The organism is Fodinicurvata sp. EGI_FJ10296, from assembly GCF_040712075.1.
Taxonomy (GTDB): Bacteria; Pseudomonadota; Alphaproteobacteria; order DSM-16000; family Inquilinaceae; genus JBFCVL01.
In genome coordinates, this window is sequence record NZ_JBFCVL010000001.1 from 501,576 (window position 1) to 522,625 (window position 21,050).

At 62.6% G+C, this 21,050-nt stretch carries 18 protein-coding genes; 3 read left to right on the forward strand and 15 right to left on the reverse strand.

The window, feature by feature from the left end; genetic code table 11:
- Positions 1-31: 31 nt before the first annotated feature.
- The 3 genes from ABZ728_RS02295 to ABZ728_RS02305 form a co-directional block, all read right to left on the reverse strand.
- Positions 32-907 carry a lysophospholipid acyltransferase family protein gene (locus ABZ728_RS02295; RefSeq protein ID WP_366654028.1) on the reverse strand — a complete coding sequence of 292 codons (876 nt, stop codon included), beginning with the start codon at positions 905-907 and terminating at the stop codon, positions 32-34.
- Positions 904-1,755, reverse strand: coding sequence for a GNAT family N-acyltransferase (locus ABZ728_RS02300; protein WP_366654030.1), 852 nt, complete (start codon positions 1,753-1,755; stop codon positions 904-906). Before ABZ728_RS02300 ends, ABZ728_RS02295 begins: the two co-directional genes overlap by 4 nt.
- Before the next feature lie 258 nt (positions 1,756-2,013).
- Complete coding sequence (locus ABZ728_RS02305; protein WP_366654032.1) at positions 2,014-2,427, reverse strand: MucR family transcriptional regulator; 414 nt, start codon at positions 2,425-2,427, stop codon at positions 2,014-2,016.
- A 185-nt stretch (positions 2,428-2,612) separates the two neighbouring features.
- Between ABZ728_RS02305 and ABZ728_RS02310 the strand changes: the two genes are divergently transcribed.
- The gene (locus tag ABZ728_RS02310; RefSeq protein WP_366654034.1) at positions 2,613-2,870 is read left to right on the forward strand and encodes a sulfurtransferase TusA family protein; all 258 of its coding nucleotides are present in this window, start codon (positions 2,613-2,615) and stop codon (positions 2,868-2,870) included.
- Positions 2,871-2,892: 22 nt separating this feature from the next.
- On the opposite strand, the gene ABZ728_RS02315 is transcribed toward ABZ728_RS02310, so the two are convergent.
- From ABZ728_RS02315 to ABZ728_RS02365, 11 genes are all read right to left on the reverse strand, one after another.
- The gene (locus tag ABZ728_RS02315) at positions 2,893-3,414 is read right to left on the reverse strand and encodes a GNAT family N-acetyltransferase (protein ID WP_366654036.1); all 522 of its coding nucleotides are present in this window, start codon (positions 3,412-3,414) and stop codon (positions 2,893-2,895) included.
- Positions 3,411-4,166 carry a tRNA (adenosine(37)-N6)-threonylcarbamoyltransferase complex dimerization subunit type 1 TsaB gene (gene tsaB, locus ABZ728_RS02320; RefSeq protein WP_366654038.1) on the reverse strand — a complete coding sequence of 252 codons (756 nt, stop codon included), beginning with the start codon at positions 4,164-4,166 and terminating at the stop codon, positions 3,411-3,413. Before tsaB ends, ABZ728_RS02315 begins: the two co-directional genes overlap by 4 nt.
- Before the next feature lie 52 nt (positions 4,167-4,218).
- Entirely contained in the window at positions 4,219-5,094 is an 876-nt protein-coding gene (locus tag ABZ728_RS02325; RefSeq protein WP_366654040.1) for a glucosaminidase domain-containing protein, read from the reverse strand.
- A 392-nt stretch (positions 5,095-5,486) separates the two neighbouring features.
- Positions 5,487-6,059 (reverse strand): NifU family protein, encoded by a 573-nt coding sequence (locus ABZ728_RS02330; RefSeq protein ID WP_366654042.1) that lies wholly within the window; start codon positions 6,057-6,059, stop codon positions 5,487-5,489.
- Between the two features lie 126 nt (positions 6,060-6,185).
- Positions 6,186-6,725 (reverse strand): universal stress protein, encoded by a 540-nt coding sequence (locus ABZ728_RS02335; RefSeq protein ID WP_366654044.1) that lies wholly within the window; start codon positions 6,723-6,725, stop codon positions 6,186-6,188.
- A gap of 67 nt (positions 6,726-6,792) precedes the next feature.
- On the reverse strand, positions 6,793-7,545 hold the full coding sequence (locus tag ABZ728_RS02340) for a TIGR02186 family protein (RefSeq protein ID WP_366654045.1): 753 nt from the start codon (positions 7,543-7,545) through the stop codon (positions 6,793-6,795).
- Complete coding sequence (locus tag ABZ728_RS02345) at positions 7,542-8,465, reverse strand: sulfite exporter TauE/SafE family protein (RefSeq protein WP_366654046.1); 924 nt, start codon at positions 8,463-8,465, stop codon at positions 7,542-7,544. The genes ABZ728_RS02340 and ABZ728_RS02345 overlap by 4 nt, the downstream gene beginning before the upstream one ends.
- 62 nt (positions 8,466-8,527) lie before the next feature.
- Positions 8,528-9,532 (reverse strand): tryptophan--tRNA ligase, encoded by a 1,005-nt coding sequence (gene trpS / locus ABZ728_RS02350; RefSeq protein WP_366654048.1) that lies wholly within the window; start codon positions 9,530-9,532, stop codon positions 8,528-8,530.
- A gap of 114 nt (positions 9,533-9,646) precedes the next feature.
- Positions 9,647-11,284 (reverse strand): murein biosynthesis integral membrane protein MurJ, encoded by a 1,638-nt coding sequence (murJ, locus tag ABZ728_RS02355; protein WP_366654050.1) that lies wholly within the window; start codon positions 11,282-11,284, stop codon positions 9,647-9,649.
- The gene (locus tag ABZ728_RS02360) at positions 11,281-14,223 is read right to left on the reverse strand and encodes a [protein-PII] uridylyltransferase (RefSeq protein WP_366654051.1); all 2,943 of its coding nucleotides are present in this window, start codon (positions 14,221-14,223) and stop codon (positions 11,281-11,283) included. The genes murJ and ABZ728_RS02360 overlap by 4 nt, the downstream gene beginning before the upstream one ends.
- A 40-nt stretch (positions 14,224-14,263) precedes the next feature.
- Positions 14,264-15,052, reverse strand: a complete 789-nt coding sequence (locus tag ABZ728_RS02365) for a hypothetical protein (protein WP_366654052.1) — start codon at positions 15,050-15,052, stop codon at positions 14,264-14,266.
- A 153-nt stretch (positions 15,053-15,205) separates the two neighbouring features.
- On the opposite strand from ABZ728_RS02365, the gene ABZ728_RS02370 reads away from it, so the two are divergent.
- Entirely contained in the window at positions 15,206-15,610 is a 405-nt protein-coding gene (locus ABZ728_RS02370; protein WP_366654053.1) for a hypothetical protein, read from the forward strand.
- Here the strand turns inward: ABZ728_RS02370 and mutS are convergent.
- Positions 15,607-18,414: a DNA mismatch repair protein MutS gene (gene mutS / locus ABZ728_RS02375; RefSeq protein ID WP_366654055.1), complete on the reverse strand. Its 2,808-nt coding sequence runs from the start codon at positions 18,412-18,414 to the stop codon at positions 15,607-15,609. The two genes, ABZ728_RS02370 and mutS, sit on opposite strands and share 4 nt — an antisense overlap.
- 329 nt (positions 18,415-18,743) lie before the next feature.
- Between mutS and ABZ728_RS02380 the strand changes: the two genes are divergently transcribed.
- On the forward strand, positions 18,744-21,020 hold the full coding sequence (locus tag ABZ728_RS02380) for an NADP-dependent malic enzyme (protein WP_366654057.1): 2,277 nt from the start codon (positions 18,744-18,746) through the stop codon (positions 21,018-21,020).
- The last annotated feature ends 30 nt before the right edge of the window (positions 21,021-21,050 follow it).

A 21,050-nucleotide genomic window follows, 5' to 3' on the forward strand; every position in this document is an offset into this window, starting at 1 on the left:
GAATCGGGGGCGAGATCAAGGCGGGGCGCGATCAGGCGGCGGCGCGATCATCAGTGGCCGTGCACCGGCCCTTCTGCCCCCTTCTGCCGGACAGCAGGCCGGCCACGCCGTCGGCGACCTCGCACCAGCAATGATCGGCCAGTGCTTTCCGGTTGGTGAACCGGGCGGCCGATACTGGCTCGTGAAACGCGATCTGAACGCGAAGCCGTCCCATACCGATCATTGACCAGAGATGGGGAGCCAGATCCGTATCGCCATACCACGCATAAACCGCACGGTATTCCCGCCCCAGCGGAATGCCGTCCAGATGGGTTGGCACGATGGACACGGGCTGGACGGTGAGTGCCGGTGACGCCGTACCGGCGTGAACACCCGCGACACCGAACAGGGCTGACTTGAACGCAAGGGTCCGGTTGCCGTCGCTGCTGGTGCCTTCGGGAAACAGAATCATGCAGTCGCCCCGGTCCAGACGCGAACGCAGCGATTGGCTGTCTCTTTTTGCGTTCCGGGCTCTTCGGTCGACGAATACGGTATGTTGAAGACGGGCCAGAGTGCCGAAAAGCGGCCACGATCCCACTTCGGTCTTGGCGACGAAGCTGCCCTCGATCCGCGAGCCCAACACAGGGATATCCAGATACGATGAATGATTGCTGACGAACAGGGTCGGCCGGTGGCGGCTCACCCGGCCATGGACAACGACCTCGATGCCGAGAATGCGGCAGCAGAGTCGGTGATACCATACCGGCAAGCGGTAGCTGAGCGGCCGCCTGAAAATCACGGCCAGCCATTGAACGGGCAGCAGTGCCAGCGTCAGTAGCGCGTATGCGAGCAGCCGTACCGGCCCAAGGGCCGGGCTGCAGGCGGCATGCAACGCGTCTTTGTGGTACCGCCGGGGCTGAGGCGTCATGACGAGTAAATTGCGACCGGACGTTTCTCGCGTTTTTCATAGTGCCGATAGTATTTGGCCGTGACGAGATCGGTCTTCACCAGGATGCAGACATCAGTCGTATTGAACTGATGGTCGATGACCGCCCCGTCGCCCACCATTCCTCCGAGCCGAAGATATCCTTTGAGCAGCGGTGGAAGGGCAGTGAGCGCGCCGCGGTGATCGATTTCATCTGCCGGCATCAGATCGATACTGGTGTATCGCGAGTCGATCGCCCGGGGACGAAGCGGCGGAGGAGCGAGATGATGATGATGCAGATAGGACAGCGGAAGCTTCAAGGCGGCCGGTTCGACCCCTGGCAAGCTGCCGCAGCCGAACATCAGCTTGATGTCGTGATCAAAGACATAGGCCGCAATACCGCGCCACAACAGTTGCATGCACTGACCCGTTCTATGCCGGGCATCGACACAGGAGCGGCCTAGTTCCAGGACCTCGCCTGGCAGCGAAAGGATGCCGCCGATGTCGAACTCCGTGGCTGTGTAGAAGCCACCGCACCGCGCCGCCGCCTCGCGACGTATCAGCCTGTAGGTACCGACCACGGCGTCCGGTCCGCTTCCGATCGACCGGTCGAGCACAAGCATGTGATCGGCGACCGCGTCGTAATCATCGAAATCGCGTTCCAGGCGCGCCGTGTCACTGGACGGCCGGGCGGCCATCTCCTGATAGAAAATCCGATAGCGCAGGGCCTGCGCCGCATCGATCTCACGGCGCCCTTCAGCCAGTCGTACTTCGAGATCGCCGGCGCGAAGCGCCCATGAACAGCCGTTCGGGCTGGCCGACGATTGGTCGACGGATGCCTGGTCTACCATCTTCGCATCCCTTTCGGCGTCCCGATTTCATCCGGCGCCACCCTTGACGGGTTTGAGCCTGTCCGGCTCCCGTCGCATGGAGCCCCGCACGCGGGCTATCCTACGGTGCGATGTCGGGGTGGGGCAAGTGTCCTGAAGACCAGACCGGCTCATCGAGAAAGACCCGTGCCCGCTTGACCGGTGCCCGCTAGACGAACGAAGTACATGGCTTTTCACGTTGCGACGCAATGCCCCGACTGGCCTGGAGAGCGGCGCGAATCAGGCGTCCTTGCGCCCTCGGGTGCCGAGACCGATTTCTTTTGCGAGCATACTGCGCTGCTTTGCGTAATTTGGGGCAACCATGGGATAATCAGCCGACAATCCCCACCTTTCCCGGTAGTCTTCCGGCGTCATGTTATAGGCCGTTTTCAGATGGCGCTTGAGCATTTTTAGCTGCTTCCCATCTTCGAGGCAGACAATATAATCCGGATGCACGGATTTCTTGACGGGGACGGCGGGCTGTGGGCGCTCCTGCTGGGGGCTTGGCTCCCGACCGGCATTCGCCAGGCTCTTGTAGACCTGTTCGATCAACTGCGGCAGATCCGACATGGCGACCGTGTTGTTGCGGACATGCGCCGCCACGATCTGCGAGGTCAGAACAAGATACTCATTTGACGGTGCTTCGTTGGTCATCGACACCTCTCCGGTCTGATAGGACACCCTGCGCCTGCTTCTGTGAGGCTTCATGACCTGGTGGGGATAAAACTTCCCCTTGTGTATCTGTCCATGAAGACACCAAAAACATGCCCACTGGGTATATGGCTGCTGCCTAAATAATGCAAGAACCGCTATGAAGAAAGTAAGAGAAGGTTATCTCAATGAAAAAAAATCCTGACTACACCGTCGATATCACACAAGAGGTTTGCCCATTCACGTTCATTCGCACCAAGTTGGTTTTGGAACGAATGAAGACCGGCGAGATTCTGCACGTACGCCTGAAGGGCGAGGAGCCACTCGAAAACGTGCCCAAGGCTGTCAGGGAGATGGGCTCGACCATCCTGTCACTGGAGCCGGAACCAGAATCCGATACCGAGGGTGTCAAGATTCTTTCGATTGAGAAAGGTTCGGCACGATAGGAAGCTCCCGAGTCGGCATTTGTCATTCGGTGTCTTTGCCGGCAAGAGTCTTTTTCATAACGACGGCTGTGGCACCATATGTCGGATCTGTATAATAATTGAGTCGCCGTCCGGCAATTATATATCCCGCTTGGCGATAGAGGCACGTCGCCCGCTCGTTATTCTCTGCGACTTCAAGGAAGATAATCGCTGCCCCCAGTCGATGCGCCGCCTCTTCGCTCGCTGCGAGCAGGCGCCGGCCAATGCCTTTGCCGCGGTAATCGGGATCGACACAGATCGTCAACAGATCCGCCTGATCGCCAATCGCCCGGACGATTGCCAAACCCGAAAGGGTTCGCTGCCCTGTCCTGCCTTCGCAGCGCTCTCCTTCCCAGCATTGACAGGCGCCGATACCCAACGTGCCGACGATATCGAAGGATTTCTTCAGCGTCTCGCTGCTCCAGCCATCGGCGAAGCAACGACTGTGAAGTTGGGCGGCGCTCTGAAGATCGCTTTTGACAAGCGCGCACAGCACCGTGTTCTCCGAACCGGTCGGCGCGGTCACTGTTCGATGCCCCGCCCGGGCGGGGCCGCGACGGCGTCCGGGGGCCGAAGATAGAGGGGGGTCGGAATATCCGACGAGGACCGGGATCGTGCCTCCCATGCGAGGCGGGCGACGACGCCGCCGTCGATGGCATAAGGGGGTCGCCGTGCATCCGGCGAAACGGCGGGATGAAGATCGCAGAAGCGCCGCGCGCCGTCTCCGATCACGATCAATCCCCCGGGGGACTTCTCACGGTCCGTCATTTCCAGACCGGCGGGCGGCGCACAGATCATTTCGCCGCCGGAACCCAGCGACCAGGCGTCGAGCCCGCATTCGATCGGGTATAGCCGAAGATACATTTCCAGACGCCGACTTTCGATGGCGACTGCAAGCGATCCGCGCGTTGCTCCGATCGGCGGCGGCGCAAAAGCCAGGCCGGGCATCGCGGCATGCGCCAATGCATCGAAGGCATTGACGCCGACCACACCCGCTCCCGTTGCCAAGGAGAAGCCGGCGGCCGCAGCCAGCCCGATCCGAAGCCCTGTGAAAGCCCCGGGTCCTTCAATAACACCGATCAAGCCGATGCTGTCCGGCCTCCGAGCCGTTCGATCCAGTAGTGTGCGAATGGCCGGCAGCAGAGATTCGGCGTGTCCGCGGGCCATGGGTTGGCGAATTGACGCCAGGACGATGCCACACGGATCATCGTCGCGCGGTTCCCAAATGGCTGCCGTGCAAGCCGCGCCCGATGTGTCGATCGCCAATACGGTGGTCATCGTCTGTATATCCGGAATCTGGATACTTTAGGTCTGGACACTTGGCGCCGCTTCAGTCCATAGGCCGGTCGTCCGGTGTTTCAGCCAGTTGCGTCCGATGTGACAGACGGGCCGCGTCGGCCATGTGAAGGTCGTTCGAGCGTATCATCGTCTGAACGAAATCGACATAATCGGCGCCGCGCTCTGAATACCGCAATAAGCCTTCCGCCAATCTGACGCCGCTGACGGGCTCGCCCTCCGCCATCAGCGATGCGCGAAGCGCGCGCATGTCCCGATATGCTGGATGGGTATTCAGGTTGCGCATGTATGAAATCGTCGCGTCGGCAACGTCGCCGAATGCGGCATAGCGGCGCGGCTGGCCCGGCACGTCCCGCTGGGAGATCAAGCTGTCGGCCGCCGTCGTGATCTGACCGTACAGGGCATTGCCTTCACGAGCGAAACGTGACGTGCCCCACCCGCTTTCAATCGCCGCCTGAGCCAGAGCAAGACTCGGCGGGATCACGTCGGCCCGGCGCAGAAGCGTCTCGAAATCCGGCTCGTCGACCTCGTATCGGCTCAGCAACGTTTCGAGCCGGGCGCGCCGCTCCGGCCTGAGGCTCTCGGGATCGCCGGCAGACAATGCCTCCATCACCTGGATCTCGTGCCGTTCCGCGAGAATCCGGTCGTTTTCCCGCAGAACCAGCGGCAGGAGAATGCGAAAGAACAGGTGCTTGCGGTCGGCAACGGGTTCGACATCGGCAATGTCCGGAGGAATGGACAGGACCCGAATCCTGGGCACGGCCTCGTCATCTTCCACGACCCCCTCGTATGAGTACCCCAAGCGGGTAAACCGGTCGATCAGGGCGTCGGCCGAAGCGGTGTGGAGCACCAGTTCCGCGCTGGGTGTGGCTGGTGCGGCTCTCGGTGTCGACTCCGCAGCGAAAGGCATGATTGGGACCGGTGTTGCGCGATCCTGCGCCGAGGCCGTTATGGCCGATGGCCCGACGGATACCATCGTTGCCACCATTCCGAGGAGTACCGGCCCGATGGCATTGCGCAGTCGCAGTGCTGCGCGCAAGCCCGCGTGTGCTGGCTGGTGAGCGGCCCCCGTCTTTTCACCGGTGTTCTTTGGGCTGGTGTAAAATGGCATTTGTGATGAATGCTTCATAATAGGTCAATCTATCTATTGTGCGCGTATCGCCTGGACAATGCGATACACACCATACACCGTCCGGCGTTCCGCCGCAGGAGGATAAAGTGGGTAGCAGGGATGTCATTCGGACTGGCCCGCCCGGACATGGCCGAGCGGGTGCATTCGCAGTACGGCATCAATTCCGGTGACTAAACGGCGGCGCGGACTTCCTGAACATCGGGAATATAGTGGCGCAACAGGTTTTCGATTCCCGCTTTGAGCGTCATTGTCGAACTGGGGCAGCCCTGGCAGGACCCTTTGAGGCTCAGAAAGACGACGCCGTCTTCATATCCCTGAAATGTGATGTCGCCACCATCCTGGGCGACGGCGGGCCGAACGCGCGTATCCAGCAGTTCCTTGATCTGGACAACGATCTCATCATCTTCGGGTGTGCCGGTATGCATGGCATGGTCGGCCTCACCGTTGGCGTCGGCGCTGTCGTTCAGAATGGCGGCACCATTGGTGAAATGCTCCATGATCGCGCCGAGGATCGCCGGCTTGAGCAAATACCAATCCTTGTCATCCCGTTTCGACACGGTAAGGAAGTCGGCGCCGAAAAACACACCGGTAACGCCATCGATCCCGAACAGGCGTTCAGCCAGAGGCGAGCGGCGTGCTTCTTCTGCATCCGGAAAATTGGCGGTTCCACTGCCCAGAACGTCGCGTCCCGGCAGGAACTTCAGGCTCGCCGGATTCGGGGTCTGTTCGGTCTGGATAAACATGTCCTGTCTCTCTTGTCTGCGGTCCCGCGTAAGCTCGAAGATGGGCCTCGATCCGGTCCGGATCAAGGTTCGGCCATTGCGATCGGGTCCGGGCACGGATCAAACGCAAGAAGACGACGCTGCTTCTCAGGCCAGCAGGTCGATCTCACGGTCTGTCAGCTTGCCTGGCACGATCGTCACCGGAATGCGCAAAGTGCCGATCCTGCTCGTCGTCAGAAACTGAATCAACGGGCCGGGTCCTTCCTTGCCGGGTTTCGCACCCAGTACCAGAATGGAAATCGTAGGCTCTTCATCGATCAGCTTGACGAGTTCGTCGCGGCGCGTTCCTTCTCGCAGAAACAGGATCGGCATGCGGCCCGTCAGATCGTTGACGGTCTTTGCAACCCTCTGAAGCAGCATCTCGGCTTCCTGGCGCACTTCGGTCCGCATCATATCCTCGACAGCGGACCAGTGCTGAAATTCGGTCGGCTCGATGACAGCCAGCAGCGCGACGCGGCCGAAGGTGTGGCTGGCGCGCATGCAGGCAAACCGCAATGCCGCCTTCCATTCGTCGGTGTCGTCGATGACGACCAGAAAGACCCGCGGATGCTGATCGTCGATCCCGTCGCCGGATATGCCGTCGGGATCGGATTCGGGACCCGTTGGAAACGGAGACGTGTCGGCCATGGTGTCCTCCACCGGCAATTCGCCTGCCAACCCCGGGGCAGGCGGGGTGCTTGGGGGCATAGATGCGTCACGGACGGCGGAAAGGCAAACTCGCGAGCCATCCCGCCGTGATGGCGACCAGAATAGCAAGGATACCGTATAGCGCGGGACTGCCGTGAGCGAAGAGAAATATCTCGGCACCGACACCGACCTTGCGCACCGAAAGGGGCGTTGTCTGCGCGGCCGTCACGTTGCCGTCGGACAGCAGAAAGACGCTGACGAGATACTGCCCCGTGGGAACATTGTCAGGAAAGGCGAGGCGGGTTCGAAACAGGCGGCTGCCGAGAAATGACACCGGCTCGATCTCGATGCCATAAGTACCGGCGAACTGTTTGCGGCGGATCAGTGAGTCGCGGAAGCTGACGATCTCGTCGTCGTCCATCGACTCCCAATCGACCGGTCTGAGGTCGAGATTTTCGAGGCCGATGTCGTGCCGGTCCAGAATCGGGGGTGACGCGATCTCCTCCAGAGGCCGGCTCGCAGCGACGGCATAATACGACGGCGCGCGCTCGAACCGGGCCGAAGCGCGATTGACCCAAATGCCCAGAAAGCGCTCTTTTCGGCGCACCATGATCGTCTCGGTCGGGCCCCTGACCACCACGACGACATCGCCGGGTTCCTCGACAGCACCAAAAAGCACGACCTCGTCGCCGGTGAAGCCGGTGGTGATGGCGATCAGATGTTCCGACAGATCGGCCACGAGGGCCCGCGCCGGCGATGACACCGTGATGACCATCGCGACGGCGATCAGGCCGATCCACCGCGCCAGCCCGGCCATCATATTCCCCTTTCGGTGATGGTGATCTCATAGAGATCGTCAGGTTGCGAGACGAGTTCGTAGAACAGATTGGCGCATACCGTCAGAACGATCACCGCCAGCATGGCACGGGCCTGCTCGCCGCGGAGTTTCTCGGCGGCTTTGGAGCCGAACTGAGCGCCGATGACACCGCCGGCCAGCAGCAGCAGCGCGAGCACCACATCCACTGTCTGGTTCTGCGTTGCCTGAAGAAACGTTGCGATACCCGTCGCGAAGATGACCTGGAACAAACTGGTCCCCGCGACGACCGAGGCCGGCATGCCGAGCAGATAGATCATCGCCGGCACGAGAAAGAAGCCGCCGCCGATCCCCATGATTGCAACCATGAGGCCGCCCAGGAACCCGACCGACAACGGCAGCAGCGCCGAAATGTAGAGGCGCGAGCGTGGATATCGCATCTTGAAGGGAAGGCCGTGCGCCCAGGTGTGCCGATGCAATTTGTGCCGCGGGGTCGTCCCGCGCCGGGTCCGGAAGATCGTCCGGACGCTTTCCACCAGCATCAAACCGCCGATAATGCCGAGCGTTATGACATAGCTCAGCGAGATGACGAGATCGATCTGGCCCATGCGTTGGAGGATCCCGAAGACCCAAACGCCAAGTACGGTGCCGACGGTACTGCCGGCGATCATTACGACTCCGATACGAAAATCGACATTGCCGCGACGGCTGTGCGCCAGCACTCCCGATACCGAGGCAGCCACCAGCTGATTGGCCTGGGTGCCGACTGCAACCGCCGGGGGAACGCCAATGAAAATGAGCAGCGGCGTCATCATGAAGCCGCCGCCGACACCGAAGAGCCCGGACAGAAATCCGATCACACTGCCCATGCCAAGGATGAGCAGAACGTTGACGGTCATTTCCGCGATCGGCAGATAGATCTGCATGCGCTGTGCCCGAGAGGCTCCTTCTGCGGCCGGCGGCTCGTTCGAGCGGCCGGCCGTTGGATTCAGTCGATGTTGATCAATCCCATGGTGTCCTTCACGTCGGCAATCGTGCCCCGCGCGATCTCTCGCGCCCGAGCGCCGTTTTCCCGCAGTATGGCATCGAGCTGCGCCGGATCGGCAGTTAGTCGGTCGAGTTCCTGCGAGATTGGGCTCAGCACCGATACCGCGAGATCGGCCAGAGCCGCCTTGAACGTCGAGAACGATTCGCCGCCCCGTTCGGCAATGACCGCGTCAATGGTGGTATCGGCCAATGACGCATAGATCGTCAGCAGGTTGCGGGCTTCCGGGCGGCTGTCCATGTTCTCGCGGTCCGACGGCACCGGGTCCGGGTCGGTCCGGGCCTTGCGGATCTTCAGGGCAATGGTGTCGGCATCATCGGTCAGGCTGATCCGGCTGTAGTCCGAGCTGTCGGACTTGGACATCTTCTTCGAGCCGTCGCGCAGGCTCATGACCCGTGCGGCCTCACCCAGGATCTGAGGCTCCGGCAGGGGGAAATAGTCGCGCTCGAAGCGGTGATTGAAGCTGCCGGCGATTTCGCGGGTAAGCTCCAGATGCTGCTTCTGATCTTCACCCACCGGGACATGGGTCGCGTGATACAGCAGAATGTCAGCCGCCATCAGGACCGGATAGGCCAGCAGGCCGTGCATCGCCAGATCCTGATGCTTGCCGGCCTTGTCCTTGAACTGGGTCATCCGCTTGAGCCAGCCCATGGGCGTCAGGCAACTGAACAGCCATGCCAGTTCGGTGTGTTCGGGAACCTGGCTCTGCGCGAATAGGATCGATTTCTTCGGGTCGATGCCGACGGCGATCAGCGTGGCCAGCAGCTCCCGGGTATTCGCCCGCAGCGCCTGCGGATCCTGTGGAACCGTCAGAGCGTGAAGATCCACTGCGCAGAAGATGGTTTCGTAGTCCTCCGACTGAAGCCGCACCCAGTTTCGAACTGCACCGAGATAGTTGCCCAGATGCATCTTGTGCGTCGGCTGAATGCCGGAGAAAATCCGTTTCATCTCAAATCTACTGCTTTGCGGCTAATGGTGGGCGTCTGGAGGTGGTTCCCGGGAACGTCATGGGAGGAACGGCTGTTGCGTGCCAGCGGTTTTTGCCGCCGCAGGGCGTCAGGGTCAAGCTGCCTTTTTCCATATCAACCGTTTGACGTCCGACAACCGGACGCCGCCAAAGAGAGCGCCGGCCGCGAAATAGGTTGCAGCTCCCATTGCGACCAGTGCCATCAGGCCAATCGGCCCGGCCCAAAGCCCCGACGCCGTTCGCGCGCCGGCCTCGTCGCCCAGGGGTAGCCAACTGCCCAGGCCGGTCAGGAGGGCGGTGGCGAGCAACGCAATGCCAAGGACGGCGCCAGCAGCGATCTGCCCCAGGATGCGCCGCCTGGTTTCCGCGTCCAGACGAAACAGGCCCCGACGTCGCAGCCCCCGAACGAGAATGGCGACGTGAAGCCACGCGGTGAGGCCGGTGGCGAGAGCCAGACCGACATGCCCCAGATACCGGATCAGGATCAGGCTGAGCGATATGTTCATGACTGTGGCCACGATGGCCACCTTGACCGGGCTGGCCGTATCCTGGCGGGCGAAATAGACCGTCGAGAAAACCTTGACCATCACATAGGCGGGAATTCCGATGCCGTAGGCCGCCAGCGCGAGGGCTGTCGCACGCGTGGCCTCGGCATCGAAGGCGCCCCGCTGGAACAGGACAGTCAGGATCGGCTGCGGGATGACGATCAGCGCGACGGCCGATGGTATCGACAGCAGCAACGCAGCGTCGAGCGCGCGGTTCTGGGTCCGCAGGGCGGCGCTGGTATCTGCGGCTTCGACCTGGCGCGACAGCATGGGCAACAGGGCCGTTCCGATCGCGATTCCGATCACACCCAGCGGCAACTGATAGAGCCGGTCGGCATAGTACAAGTAGCTGATCGCGCCGGCTGGCAACAGGGACGCCAGCAGAATGTCGATGAATATGTTGATCTGGATGACTCCGGCGCCGAGAGCGCCGGGGGCCATCAAGCGAAACAGCTTGCGGATTCGGGCGTCAATTCGCGGGCGCGGCAGGCCCAGCCGGACACCGGCGCGGCGGCAGGCTTCGGCCAGCCACAGAAGCTGAACGATCCCCGCGATCAGGACGGCCCAGGCAAGGGCGTGGCCGACGGTCGCGACGATGCCCCACCCGATCAACGGCTCAGCGAGCAGCAGGGCCGCGATCAGGCACAGATTGAACAGGATCGGCGCGGCGGCGAAGGGCCCGTACCGACCGAGTGCATTCAGCACACCGCCCATCAAGGCGACCAGCGACATCAGTATCAGATAGGGAAAGGTGACGCGGCCCAACGTCACCGCCAGGTCGAACCGCTCGGCATCGTCGACGAATCCCGGTGCAATCACGGTCATGATTGCCGGCATGGCGATCACCGCAAGGATCGTAAGCGGCAACAGAACGGCGATCATCACAGCCAACGCGCGTTCCGCGAAGGCCACCGCGGGGTCGATTCCCTTCGATTCCAGGTCGGCGGAAAACATCGGCACGAAGGACACACTGAACGCGCCTTCGGCGAACAGGCGGCGGAACAGATTGGGCAGCTTCAATGCAACGAAGAAGGCATCGGCCACGACGCCGGCACCGAGCATGGCGGCGGTCAGAATATCGCGCACGAACCCGGCGATGCGGCTCAGCATGGTGAGCCCGCCGACCGTTGCGATCGCCCGGATCAGCGTCGGGGACCGGCCACGAATTGAAGTGTCGGCGGGGGTCATGGCTTTTGTGCCGTCTGACCCTGTGTCCCGGCAGGCATTCGGGGCCGCTTGCCCAGGCGCCGGCGCGCCGGACGCGTTGGCGCCGGTGCGGGCGGCACCGATCCGGGGTCGCCGTCGGCAAGCACCGCCGTCAGATGGCTTCGGATCTGTTCCAGCTTCGTTTCATTGGTGACCTTGAGGCCGAAAACATCCTTGACGTAGAAGACGTCGATGGCCCGTTCGCCAAAGGTCGAAATCTTGGCGCTGGATATCTGCAAAGCCATCCCGGACAGCGCACGCGTCAGATCGTACAGCAGTCCCGGACGGTCGCGGCCGTTGACCTCGATGACCGAATGCGTCCGGCTCGCGGCATTGTCGATCAGGACCCGCGGCTGAACCCGAAACACGTTCGTACGGGTCGGCAGACGCGACCGTTGACGCTCCAGTTCGGCGGTCGGGTCGATCGTTCCTGCAAGGCAACGGGACACGGTATCGCTGAGAGAGGCCAACGCATCGGGATCGTCGAATGGCAGTGTGTCGGCGCCGCCCTGAACATTGAACAGATCGATGGCAAGTCCGGTGGTCAGTGTGAAAATCTTCGCATCGACGATGTTCGCCCCGGCGACGGCCAGCGCGCCGGCGACCCGCGCGATCAGGCCGGGGTGGTCCGGCGTCAGCACGGTCACTTCCGTCGTGCCCTGATCGCCGACCGGCCGAGCGTCGACGATCAGCGGATCGTCCTGCCGTTCGGCGCGGACGACCAGTGCGGCGTGCCGGCAATGAGTATCGGTGTCCAGCGACAGCCAATAGGGCGGGTATCCCTTTCCCAGAAATGCCGCAACGGCGTCGTCGCTCCATCCGGCGGCGGTGAGGCGGGTCCGGATCGCCTCGTGCGCGGCGTTCACCCGCGATTCGGTGCCCTCGAAGTCGAAACCGTCGGCGATCAGGTGCCGGGTCCGGTTGTAAAGCTGACCGAGAAGCGATCCCTTCCACCCGTTCCATCGACCCGGCCCGACGGCCCGGATGTCGGCGCAGGTCAGCACAAGAAGCAGGCGGAGGCGTTCGGCCGATTCAACCAGCCCGACGAAATCGCGCACCGTCTGGTCGTCCTCGATGTCCCGCTTCAAAGCGGTGTCGTTCATGGCCAGGTGATTGAGCACCAGCCACTCGACCGTCTCGGTTTCTTCCGTCGAAAGACCCAGCCGGGGGCAGAGTTTGCGGGCAACTTTCGCGCCCAGAACAGAATGATCGCCGCCACGGCCCTTGGCGATGTCGTGCAGCAGCATGGCCACGAACAGCGCCCGGCGCGATTTGATCGACGGGAAGACGCTGGTCGCCAGCGGCATCTCGTCCGCGATCGCACCGTTTTCGATCCGGTGGAGGATGCCGATTGCGAACATCGTATGCTCATCGACGGTATAGACATGGTACATGTCGTATTGCATCTGGGCGACGACGCGGCCGAAATCGGGCAGGAAACGCGCCAGAACGCCGCTTTCGTTCATCCGCCGCAGCGCCTTCTCGGGGTCGTTGGGCGATGTCAGGATATCCAGGAACAGCGCGTTGGCGGCGGGGTCGTTGCGCAGCTTGTTGCCGATCAGTTTCAACGATCGCGTAATCGCCTTCAGCGCGGCCGGATGAATATCGAGATCCCGGTCCTGCGCAACGCGGAACAGCCGCAGCATGTCGATCGGTGTGTCGCGAAGATGCCGTTCGGAGGGAAATGTCAGGCGTTCGCGATCGACGACAAAGCCGTCGACTTCTTTGGCACCGCCGAGAAAAAACATGAAACGCCGGGGCTTGCGTCGGCTGTCGGCTTCCAGGGCGGCACAGAAGATGCGTGTAAGATCGCCGACATCCTTTGCGATCAGGAAATAGTGCTTCATGAACCGCTCGACGCCGCTGGCGCCGGCATGGTCGGTGTACCCCATCGCCGGTCCGATCTCGCGCTGAAGATCGAAGGTCAGCCGGTCTTCCTCGCGTCCGGTCAGATAGTGTAGATGGCAGCGCACGGCCCGGAAGAACGACAGGGCCTTGCGGAACCGGGCGGCTTCGTCGTCGTTCAGGACTCCGGCCGCCACCATGCCGTCGATATCCCGCACCTGAAAGAGATACTTGGCGATCCAGAACAGGCTCTGGAGGTCGCGCAGCCCGCCCTTTCCGTCCTTGACGTTTGGCTCCATCACGTAGCGGCTGTCGCCGAGTTTGCGATGGCGTGCGTCGCGTTCGGCCAGCTTGGCCTCGACGAAATCGGCCTTGCTGTCCGCGTCGACGATGTCCCGTTTGTATCGCTTGAAGAGCTCTTCGACCAGCGCCGGCTCGCCCCATAGCGGTCGGCATTCGAGCAGACTTGTGCGGATCGTCATGTCCGTTTTGCTCGTGCGAATGCAATCGTCGACGGATCTGACCGCATGGCCCACCCTGAGGCCGAGATCCCAAAGCAGATAGAGCATGAATTCCACGACCTGCTCTACCCGTGGCGTGCGCTTGTAGGGAAGCAGGAAGAGCAGGTCGATATCGGATTTGGGTGCCAGTTCACCGCGGCCATAGCCGCCCAGCGCGACAATGGCGAAGCGTTCGCCGGTCGTCGGATTGGGTGCGGGGAAGAGATGAAGGTCGGAAATATCAGCGAGCGTGCGGATGAGTTGGTCCAGAACATGCACCCGGTTCCGGACGCAGTCGTCACCGGTGCCGAAATCATTCAGAAACCGATTGCGCACCTCGGATTCGCCGCTTTTCAGCGCCGCCTTCATCAGGCCGAGCAGCGCCTGTCGCCCTTTGCCCGTCCGGCACTTGTCGGGGCCGCCGCATTCGACCGTCCAATCCGCGATACGGCTCTTGAGCGCCGCTGCGTCCAGCAAAGCGTCGCCATTGCTGACCGGCGGCGGCGCCCAATCGCCGATGGCGGCCGGGAAAAGCTGTCCCTCGCCGTGGTCCGTCGGTCGGAAGAAATTGAACATCTGTTCGATACTCGTCGTATGATCGGCGGTCGTGATCGCGCTAGCGGGGCTTTCGCATCGCCAACAGGGCTTCCCGGAGGATTTCCAGGACGGGCTTCAGCCGCTCGTCGACGGATTCGGCAATCAGGCGGCGCAACTCGTCCTCGGACAGGGTGCCGCCTGAGCCCGGAGCATCCGGCCCGAAACCCGGATCCGGTGACTCCGGCGGCGTTACGAACGCACCATCGATGCCGCCGCCCCAATCGAACGGGGAATCGGTGTCTTCCCGGTCCGAACCATTCCCGGCAATATCATTCGGCGAAAAACCATTCGGGACCGGTGCGCTCCCGACAAATCCATCGTCACCTGAATCGGCATCCGCCCAGACGTCGCCCGTGTCCGGCAGGACATGGGCTTCCGATGGCCCCCCAGCACCGTCCCCCCCAGCACCGTCCCCCGCCGTGTCTGCTTGCGGCATAACCGGCTGTTCCAGGAGAGGGCCATCACCGCGATGCGGGCTCGACAATGACGGCAGCGCCGGAGCCGATGTCCGTCCGGACACCGTTTCCTCCAACGCGCGGCGCAAATCGCCCAGATGCGACTTGAGGACCCGGACATCCTCTTTCAGTGCCGTGACCTCGGCCGCCAAACCGACGGCGCTGCCGGGGGCGCCGCCGGAATTGCCGGTGACGGCGCCGGTTTCGGCATCATCCAGGAAAACCCGCCAGGTCCCGTCGTCTGCCTTGTATCCCCGAGCAGCGCCACGTTGCAGACGTTTTCTCAATGCCTCGACAGACAGACCGAGCGTACGGGATGCTGTCGTTATATCGACCGTGGCGTCAGTCGCCATCAGGTAAAACCCTGTCCGGTTGTCTCGAATGTCCCGCCCGATATCATAACGATGTTGCGCCTCATGTCTAATACGATCAGCCTCTGATTGCTGATACCGGCATGACCGGGTTCCGGGTCGGTACTGGACGGGTCCCATGAGATAGAGGGTGTCATGGCGGATGACGGAAAGGATCCCGTAGAGCAGCCCGACGGCCGGAGCGCCAACGCCCGCCGTGTGGCCCGTCACAAGGCGCGGCTGGCCGAATCCGGCTTGAAGCAGGTCAATATCCAGGCCCCGGTTGCGGCACACCCGATCCTCAAGGATCTCGGCCGCCGGCTGAAGGCAGGCCAGCCGATTGAAGAGGCGCTGTTCGAACTCGCCGCCCGGCACGCCCGTGCTCCACAATCGCCGGAGGCGGCCGGTGCTGTGTCGTCGAGGCCGCCCGATACCGAAAGGGGCAACGGGCTGACCGGACGGCTGGGGCGCCTGTTCAGAGGGCGAAGCCAGCGCGGAGAAGGCAGCGACCTGTCCGATGACCCCGGCAGAGATCCGGACCCCGGTCGAAGCGAGAACTAGTCAGCCTGGTCTGCTGCATCCGAGCCTTCCGATATCAGTTTCTTCAAACGGTACATTGCATCCAGGGCATCGCGCGGCGTCATCGCGTCCGGGTCGGCCTCGGCGACAAGGCGCCGGATGGCAGCAACCTGCGGGTCTTCCGCCGCGGCATCAGCGGGCTCGTCGGGTAATGAGCCGAGCGGTACTGAGCCGGGACCGGGTTCCGGAACCGGCGCCGTGGTGTCTTCTGACTCCAGCCCGGCGAAGAGCGGAAGTGCCGCGGCGTCGTTCTCGCGCTGTCCGGATCGTTCCAGTGTGTCCAGGACGGTGCGGGCGCGAGTCAGAACGGCATTCGGCAGTCCCGCCAGCTTGGCCACATGCAGTCCGTAGGATCGGTCGGCGGCCCCCTCGCGGACCTCGTGAAGGAACACGATGTCGCCCTTCCATTCCCGAACCGCCATCGAACGGCATGTCAACGCCTTGAGCCGGTCGGCCAGGGCGGTCAGTTCGTGATAGTGGGTGGCGAAAAGGGCGCGGCAGCGATTGCGGTCATGCAGATGCTCAACGGTGGCCCAGGCGATTGAAAGTCCGTCATAGGTCGATGTGCCTCGGCCGATCTCGTCCAGGACGACCAACGACCGCGGCGTGGCCTGATGGAGAATTGCGGCCGTCTCGACCATTTCGACCATGAAGGTGGATCGGCCGCGCGCCAGATCGTCAGCGGCGCCGACGCGGCTGAACAATCTGTCGACGATGCCGATCTCGGCCTGATCGGCCGGCACATAACCCCCGATCTGCGCCATGATCGCGACCAGCGCGTTCTGACGCAGAAAGGTCGACTTGCCGGCCATGTTGGGTCCGGTCAGCAACCACAGACGCCGTGCCTGCGAAAGATCGCAATCATTGGCGACAAAAGTATCGCTGCTGCCGGCCAGGGCAGCCTCGACGACCGGATGGCGGCCCGAGACGATCCTGAACCGATGGCTCAGGTCCACTGTCGGACGGGTGTATCCCTGTTCCGCCGCGATTTCGGCGTGGGATGCAAAAACGTCGATCACGGCAAGTGCCGCCGCCATTTCCGCAACGCCGTCCGAGGCGGCGGTCACGGCGCCCGACAGTTGGGCGAACAAGTCGAGTTCCAGGGCGATGGCCCGGTCGCCCGCCTGGGCCAATGTCTTCTCCATTTCGGCCAGTTCGGTGGTCGTGAACCGGACTGCCGACGCGAGAGTCTGGCGATGGATGAAGGTCTGGGCCGCCGGTTCGGCCGTGAGCTTTTCGGCGTTCGTCGGCGACACCTCGATAAAATAGCCCAGAACGTTGTTGTGCTTGATTTTCAGCGTTCCGACGCCGCTAGCCTCGGCATAGCGATGCTGCAGGCCGGCGATCAGGCGCCTCCCTTCGTCGCGGGCTGTCCGCGTCTCGTCCAGATCCGGCGCGAAGCCCGGCGCAATGAAACCGCCGTCACGGGCCAGAACCGGAAGCGTCTGGGACAATGCCCTGGCCAGCTTGTCCATCAGATCGTCCAGCCCCGTCAGCCGGGACTGCGCCCTTGCCACTGCGTCGGGCAGCAGGTCGAGCCGGGGCATCGCCAGCAGGGTCGAGAGGCGCTGTGCCCCGCTCAGCCCGTCACGGATGGCGGCGAGATCGCGGGGGCCGCCGCGTCCGATCGTCAGCCGGGACAGGGCGCGTTCCATGTCCGGGATCGCGCGCAGGATCTCGCGCAGGTCGATCCGCAGATTACCGTCGTCGACGAAAAGCTGAACCGCGTCCAGCCGGCTGTTTATGGCCGCGGGATCGGTCGATGGCGCGGCGAGGTGCTGGGCCAGCAGCCGCGCCCCCGGCCCGGTGATCGTCCGGTCGAGGGTGGCAAGAAGACTGCCCGACCGCTCTCCGGACTGATTGCGGGTCAGTTCCAGACTGCGCCGTGTTGCCGCGTCAATCTCCATGGTGGCCCCGTCCGCACGGCGCTCCGGCGGGCACAGATGCGGCAGATGGCCTTGCTGGGTAAGGTCGATATATCCGACCAAAGCGCCGCATGCGGCAATCTCGCAGCGGTCGAAGGTGCCATAGGCGTCCAGCGTCTCGACCCCGTAAAGGGTGCAGAGCCGGTGAAGCGCGGACTCGCTGTTGAAGCGGGCCGCTGGCAGCAGCGTTACGCGGGAATCGCGCGGTTCAAGAATAGAGTGGATGTCGGCGTCCTGGCGCAAACTGTCGGCGATCAGGATTTCGCCCGGATCGAGACGGGCAAGTACGCTGTCCAGATGCTTGACGTCAGTGATCTCCAGCATCAGCCGGCCGACGGTGATGTCCGCTGCCGCGACACCAAACCGGCCACCAACGCGGGCGATGGCGACCAGATTGTTTGCCGCGCGGCTTTCCAGCAGCGTCTCCTCGGTCACGGTGCCGGGGGTTACGATCCTCACCACCTCACGGCGGACCAGCGTCTTGCCCGATCGTTTTTTGGCTTCAGCCGGCGATTCGACCTGATCGCAGATGGCGATCCGGAATCCCTGCCGGATCAGGCGGGCCAGGTAGCTCTCATGGGCATGCGCCGGCACGCCTGCCATCGGAATTTCGCCACCGCCGTGCTGGCCGCGCCGTGTCAGTGTAATGTCCAGCGCCCGGGCGGCTTTCACGGCATCATCGAAAAAAAGCTCGTAGAAATCGCCCATCCGGAAAAACACCAGGCAATCGGGATGTGCGGCCTTCGCGTCCAGATACTGGGCCATCATCGGACTGGCGTTGTCCGTCTGGCGGGGCGCGTCGACACCTTGCGGCCCGACCTCGTGGGATGATTCCGTCGGTGATTTTGCTGTGTCGGTCATGATCCGGGCGTGAGCTCGCAGTCTATAGCGATGACAAGGGGGGCAATGGCAGGGATTGGAATCGGTCAGCGCGAACCTATCACGGTCGTCCTGTTCGCCAAACACGGCAGAGCGCCAACCGCTTCCAAGAAGTTGTCGTCGGGGTACAACCATAAGTCCATTCGGTTATTGAACCGAGACGTCGCTCGATCCCGGTTTTGCCTTGACGAATCCCGGTGCGATCCTGCCAATTTGGAGAACTGCCCACACCGGCCGAAGGTTTGTCTGCTTTCGGCGGGTATTCCCATCTTTTGCACCGACAAGAAACAAGGTTAGGGAGACGACGGTTCATGGCCGGTAAATCGCTCGACGAAGAGGCTCTGGCGTTTCACGCGGCCAAAAGGCCGGGTAAGCTGGAAATCACCCCGACGAAGCCGCTGACGACACAGCACGATCTGTCGCTGGCGTATTCGCCCGGCGTCGCCGCGCCGTGCCTGGCGATCGCGGCCGATCCGCTCAAGGCATACGACTATACGGCCCGGGGCAATATGGTCGCGGTTATTTCCAACGGTACCGCCGTTCTCGGGCTGGGCGATCTGGGTGCGCTGGGCTCCAAGCCGGTGATGGAGGGCAAGGCCGTCCTGTTCAAGCGGTTTGCCGATATCGACGGTATCGACCTTGAAGTTGACACTCGTGATGTCGATGAATTCGTCAACTGCGTCCGATATCTGGGGCCGTCCTTCGGCGGCATCAATCTGGAGGATATCAAGGCGCCGGATTGCTTCATCATCGAGCAGCGCCTGCGGGAACTGATGGACATTCCGGTCTTCCACGACGACCAGCACGGCACCGCGATCATCGCCGCGGCCGGACTGATCAACGCGCTTGACCTGACCGGCCGACGGATCGAAGACATCAAGATGGTCGTCAACGGTGCCGGCGCGGCGGCAATCGCCTGTATCGAACTGTTCAAATCCATGGGTCTGCCGCCCGAACAGGTGATCATGTGCGACAGCAAGGGCGTCGTGTATCAGGGCCGCGAAGCCGGCATGAACCAGTGGAAGAGCGGCCACGCCGTCGCCACCGATGCCCGGACCCTGGAAGACGCACTCGACGGCGCGGATGTCTTCCTGGGTGTTTCCGTCAAGGGGGCGGTCACGCAGGACATGATCCGGCGCATGGCCGACAAGCCGATCATCTTCGGCCTGGCGAACCCTGATCCGGAGATTCTTCCCGACGAGGTCAAGGCGGTCCATCCCGAGGCCATCGTGGCGACCGGGCGGTCGGATTATCCCAACCAGGTGAACAATGTCCTGGGCTTCCCTTATATTTTCCGGGGCGCACTGGACGTCCGCGCGCGCACGATCAACGACGAGATGAAGATCGCTGCAGCACGTGCATTGGCCGAACTGGCGCGCGAAGATGTCCCTGACGAGGTTGACGCGGCCTATTCCGGCCGACGGCTTCGCTATGGTCCGGATTATATCATTCCGGTGCCGTTCGATCCTCGCCTGATCGTGGCCATTCCGATGGCAGTGGCCGAGGCGGCGATGAAAACCGGCGTTGCCAGCCAGCCACTGGAGAATATGGCGGCGTACCGCAAGGAACTGCTGGCGCGTCTCGACCCGACCGCTGACAGCCTGCACCTGATCTTCGAAGAGGTCCGGGCTTCGCCGAAACGGGTCGTCTTCGCCGAGGGCGAAGAAGAGCGCACGATCAGGGCCGCGGTCGCCTTTAGAAACGCCGGGCTGGGCACGCCGATTCTGGTGGGGCGCGAATCACATATCAAGGAAACGATGGCGTCCATCGGCCTTACCAATACCGATGCCTTCGAGATTCACAACGCCGCGCTCAGCAACAACAATACCCGCTATGCCGAGCGGCTTTATGCACGCATGCAGCGCCAGGGGATGCTTTTGCGCGACTGCCAGCGGATCATCAATCAGAACCGCAATTCTTTCGCCGCCGCCATGGTCGATGCCGGCGACGCCGACGGGATGGTGACCGGACTGACCCGCAGCTTCTCGGTCTGTTTCGAAGATATCAGCCGTGTTATCGAGGGCCGATCCGGCGACGTGATGTTTGGCCTGTCGATCCTCGTCAATCGGTCGCGGACGGTGTTCATTTCCGACACGACGGTGCATGAGCGTCCGGACCCGGAGACGCTGGCCCGTATAGCCGTTCAGGCGGCGCAGCGCGCGCGCGAGATGGGGCATCTTCCCCGCGTCGCGTTCCTCAGTTTCTCGAATTTTGGCCAGCCGATGCGTGAGCGGGCGCAGCATGTCCGGGACGCGGTTTCCCTTCTGGACCAGGACTCGGTCGATTTCGAATATGACGGCGAAATGACCGCCGAGGTGGCGCTGGATCACGATCTGATGCGCCGGCTCTACCCGTTCTGTCGTTTGACCGGTCCTGCCAATGTTTTGATCATGCCGGCGCTTCATGCGGCGAATATTTCTGCCAAGCTGCTGCAACAGATGGGTGGGGCGACCATGATCGGTCCCCTGCTGCAGGGCCTCTCGCGGCCGGCCCAGATCGTCCAGATGGGGGCCAATTCCGGCGATGTGGTGACGGCGGCCGCCCTGTCGGCGCATGAAGCGCTGATCCGGGATGGCAAGAAGGCCTGACGGCCTGACGCCAAAAGTTCACTTTTGCTG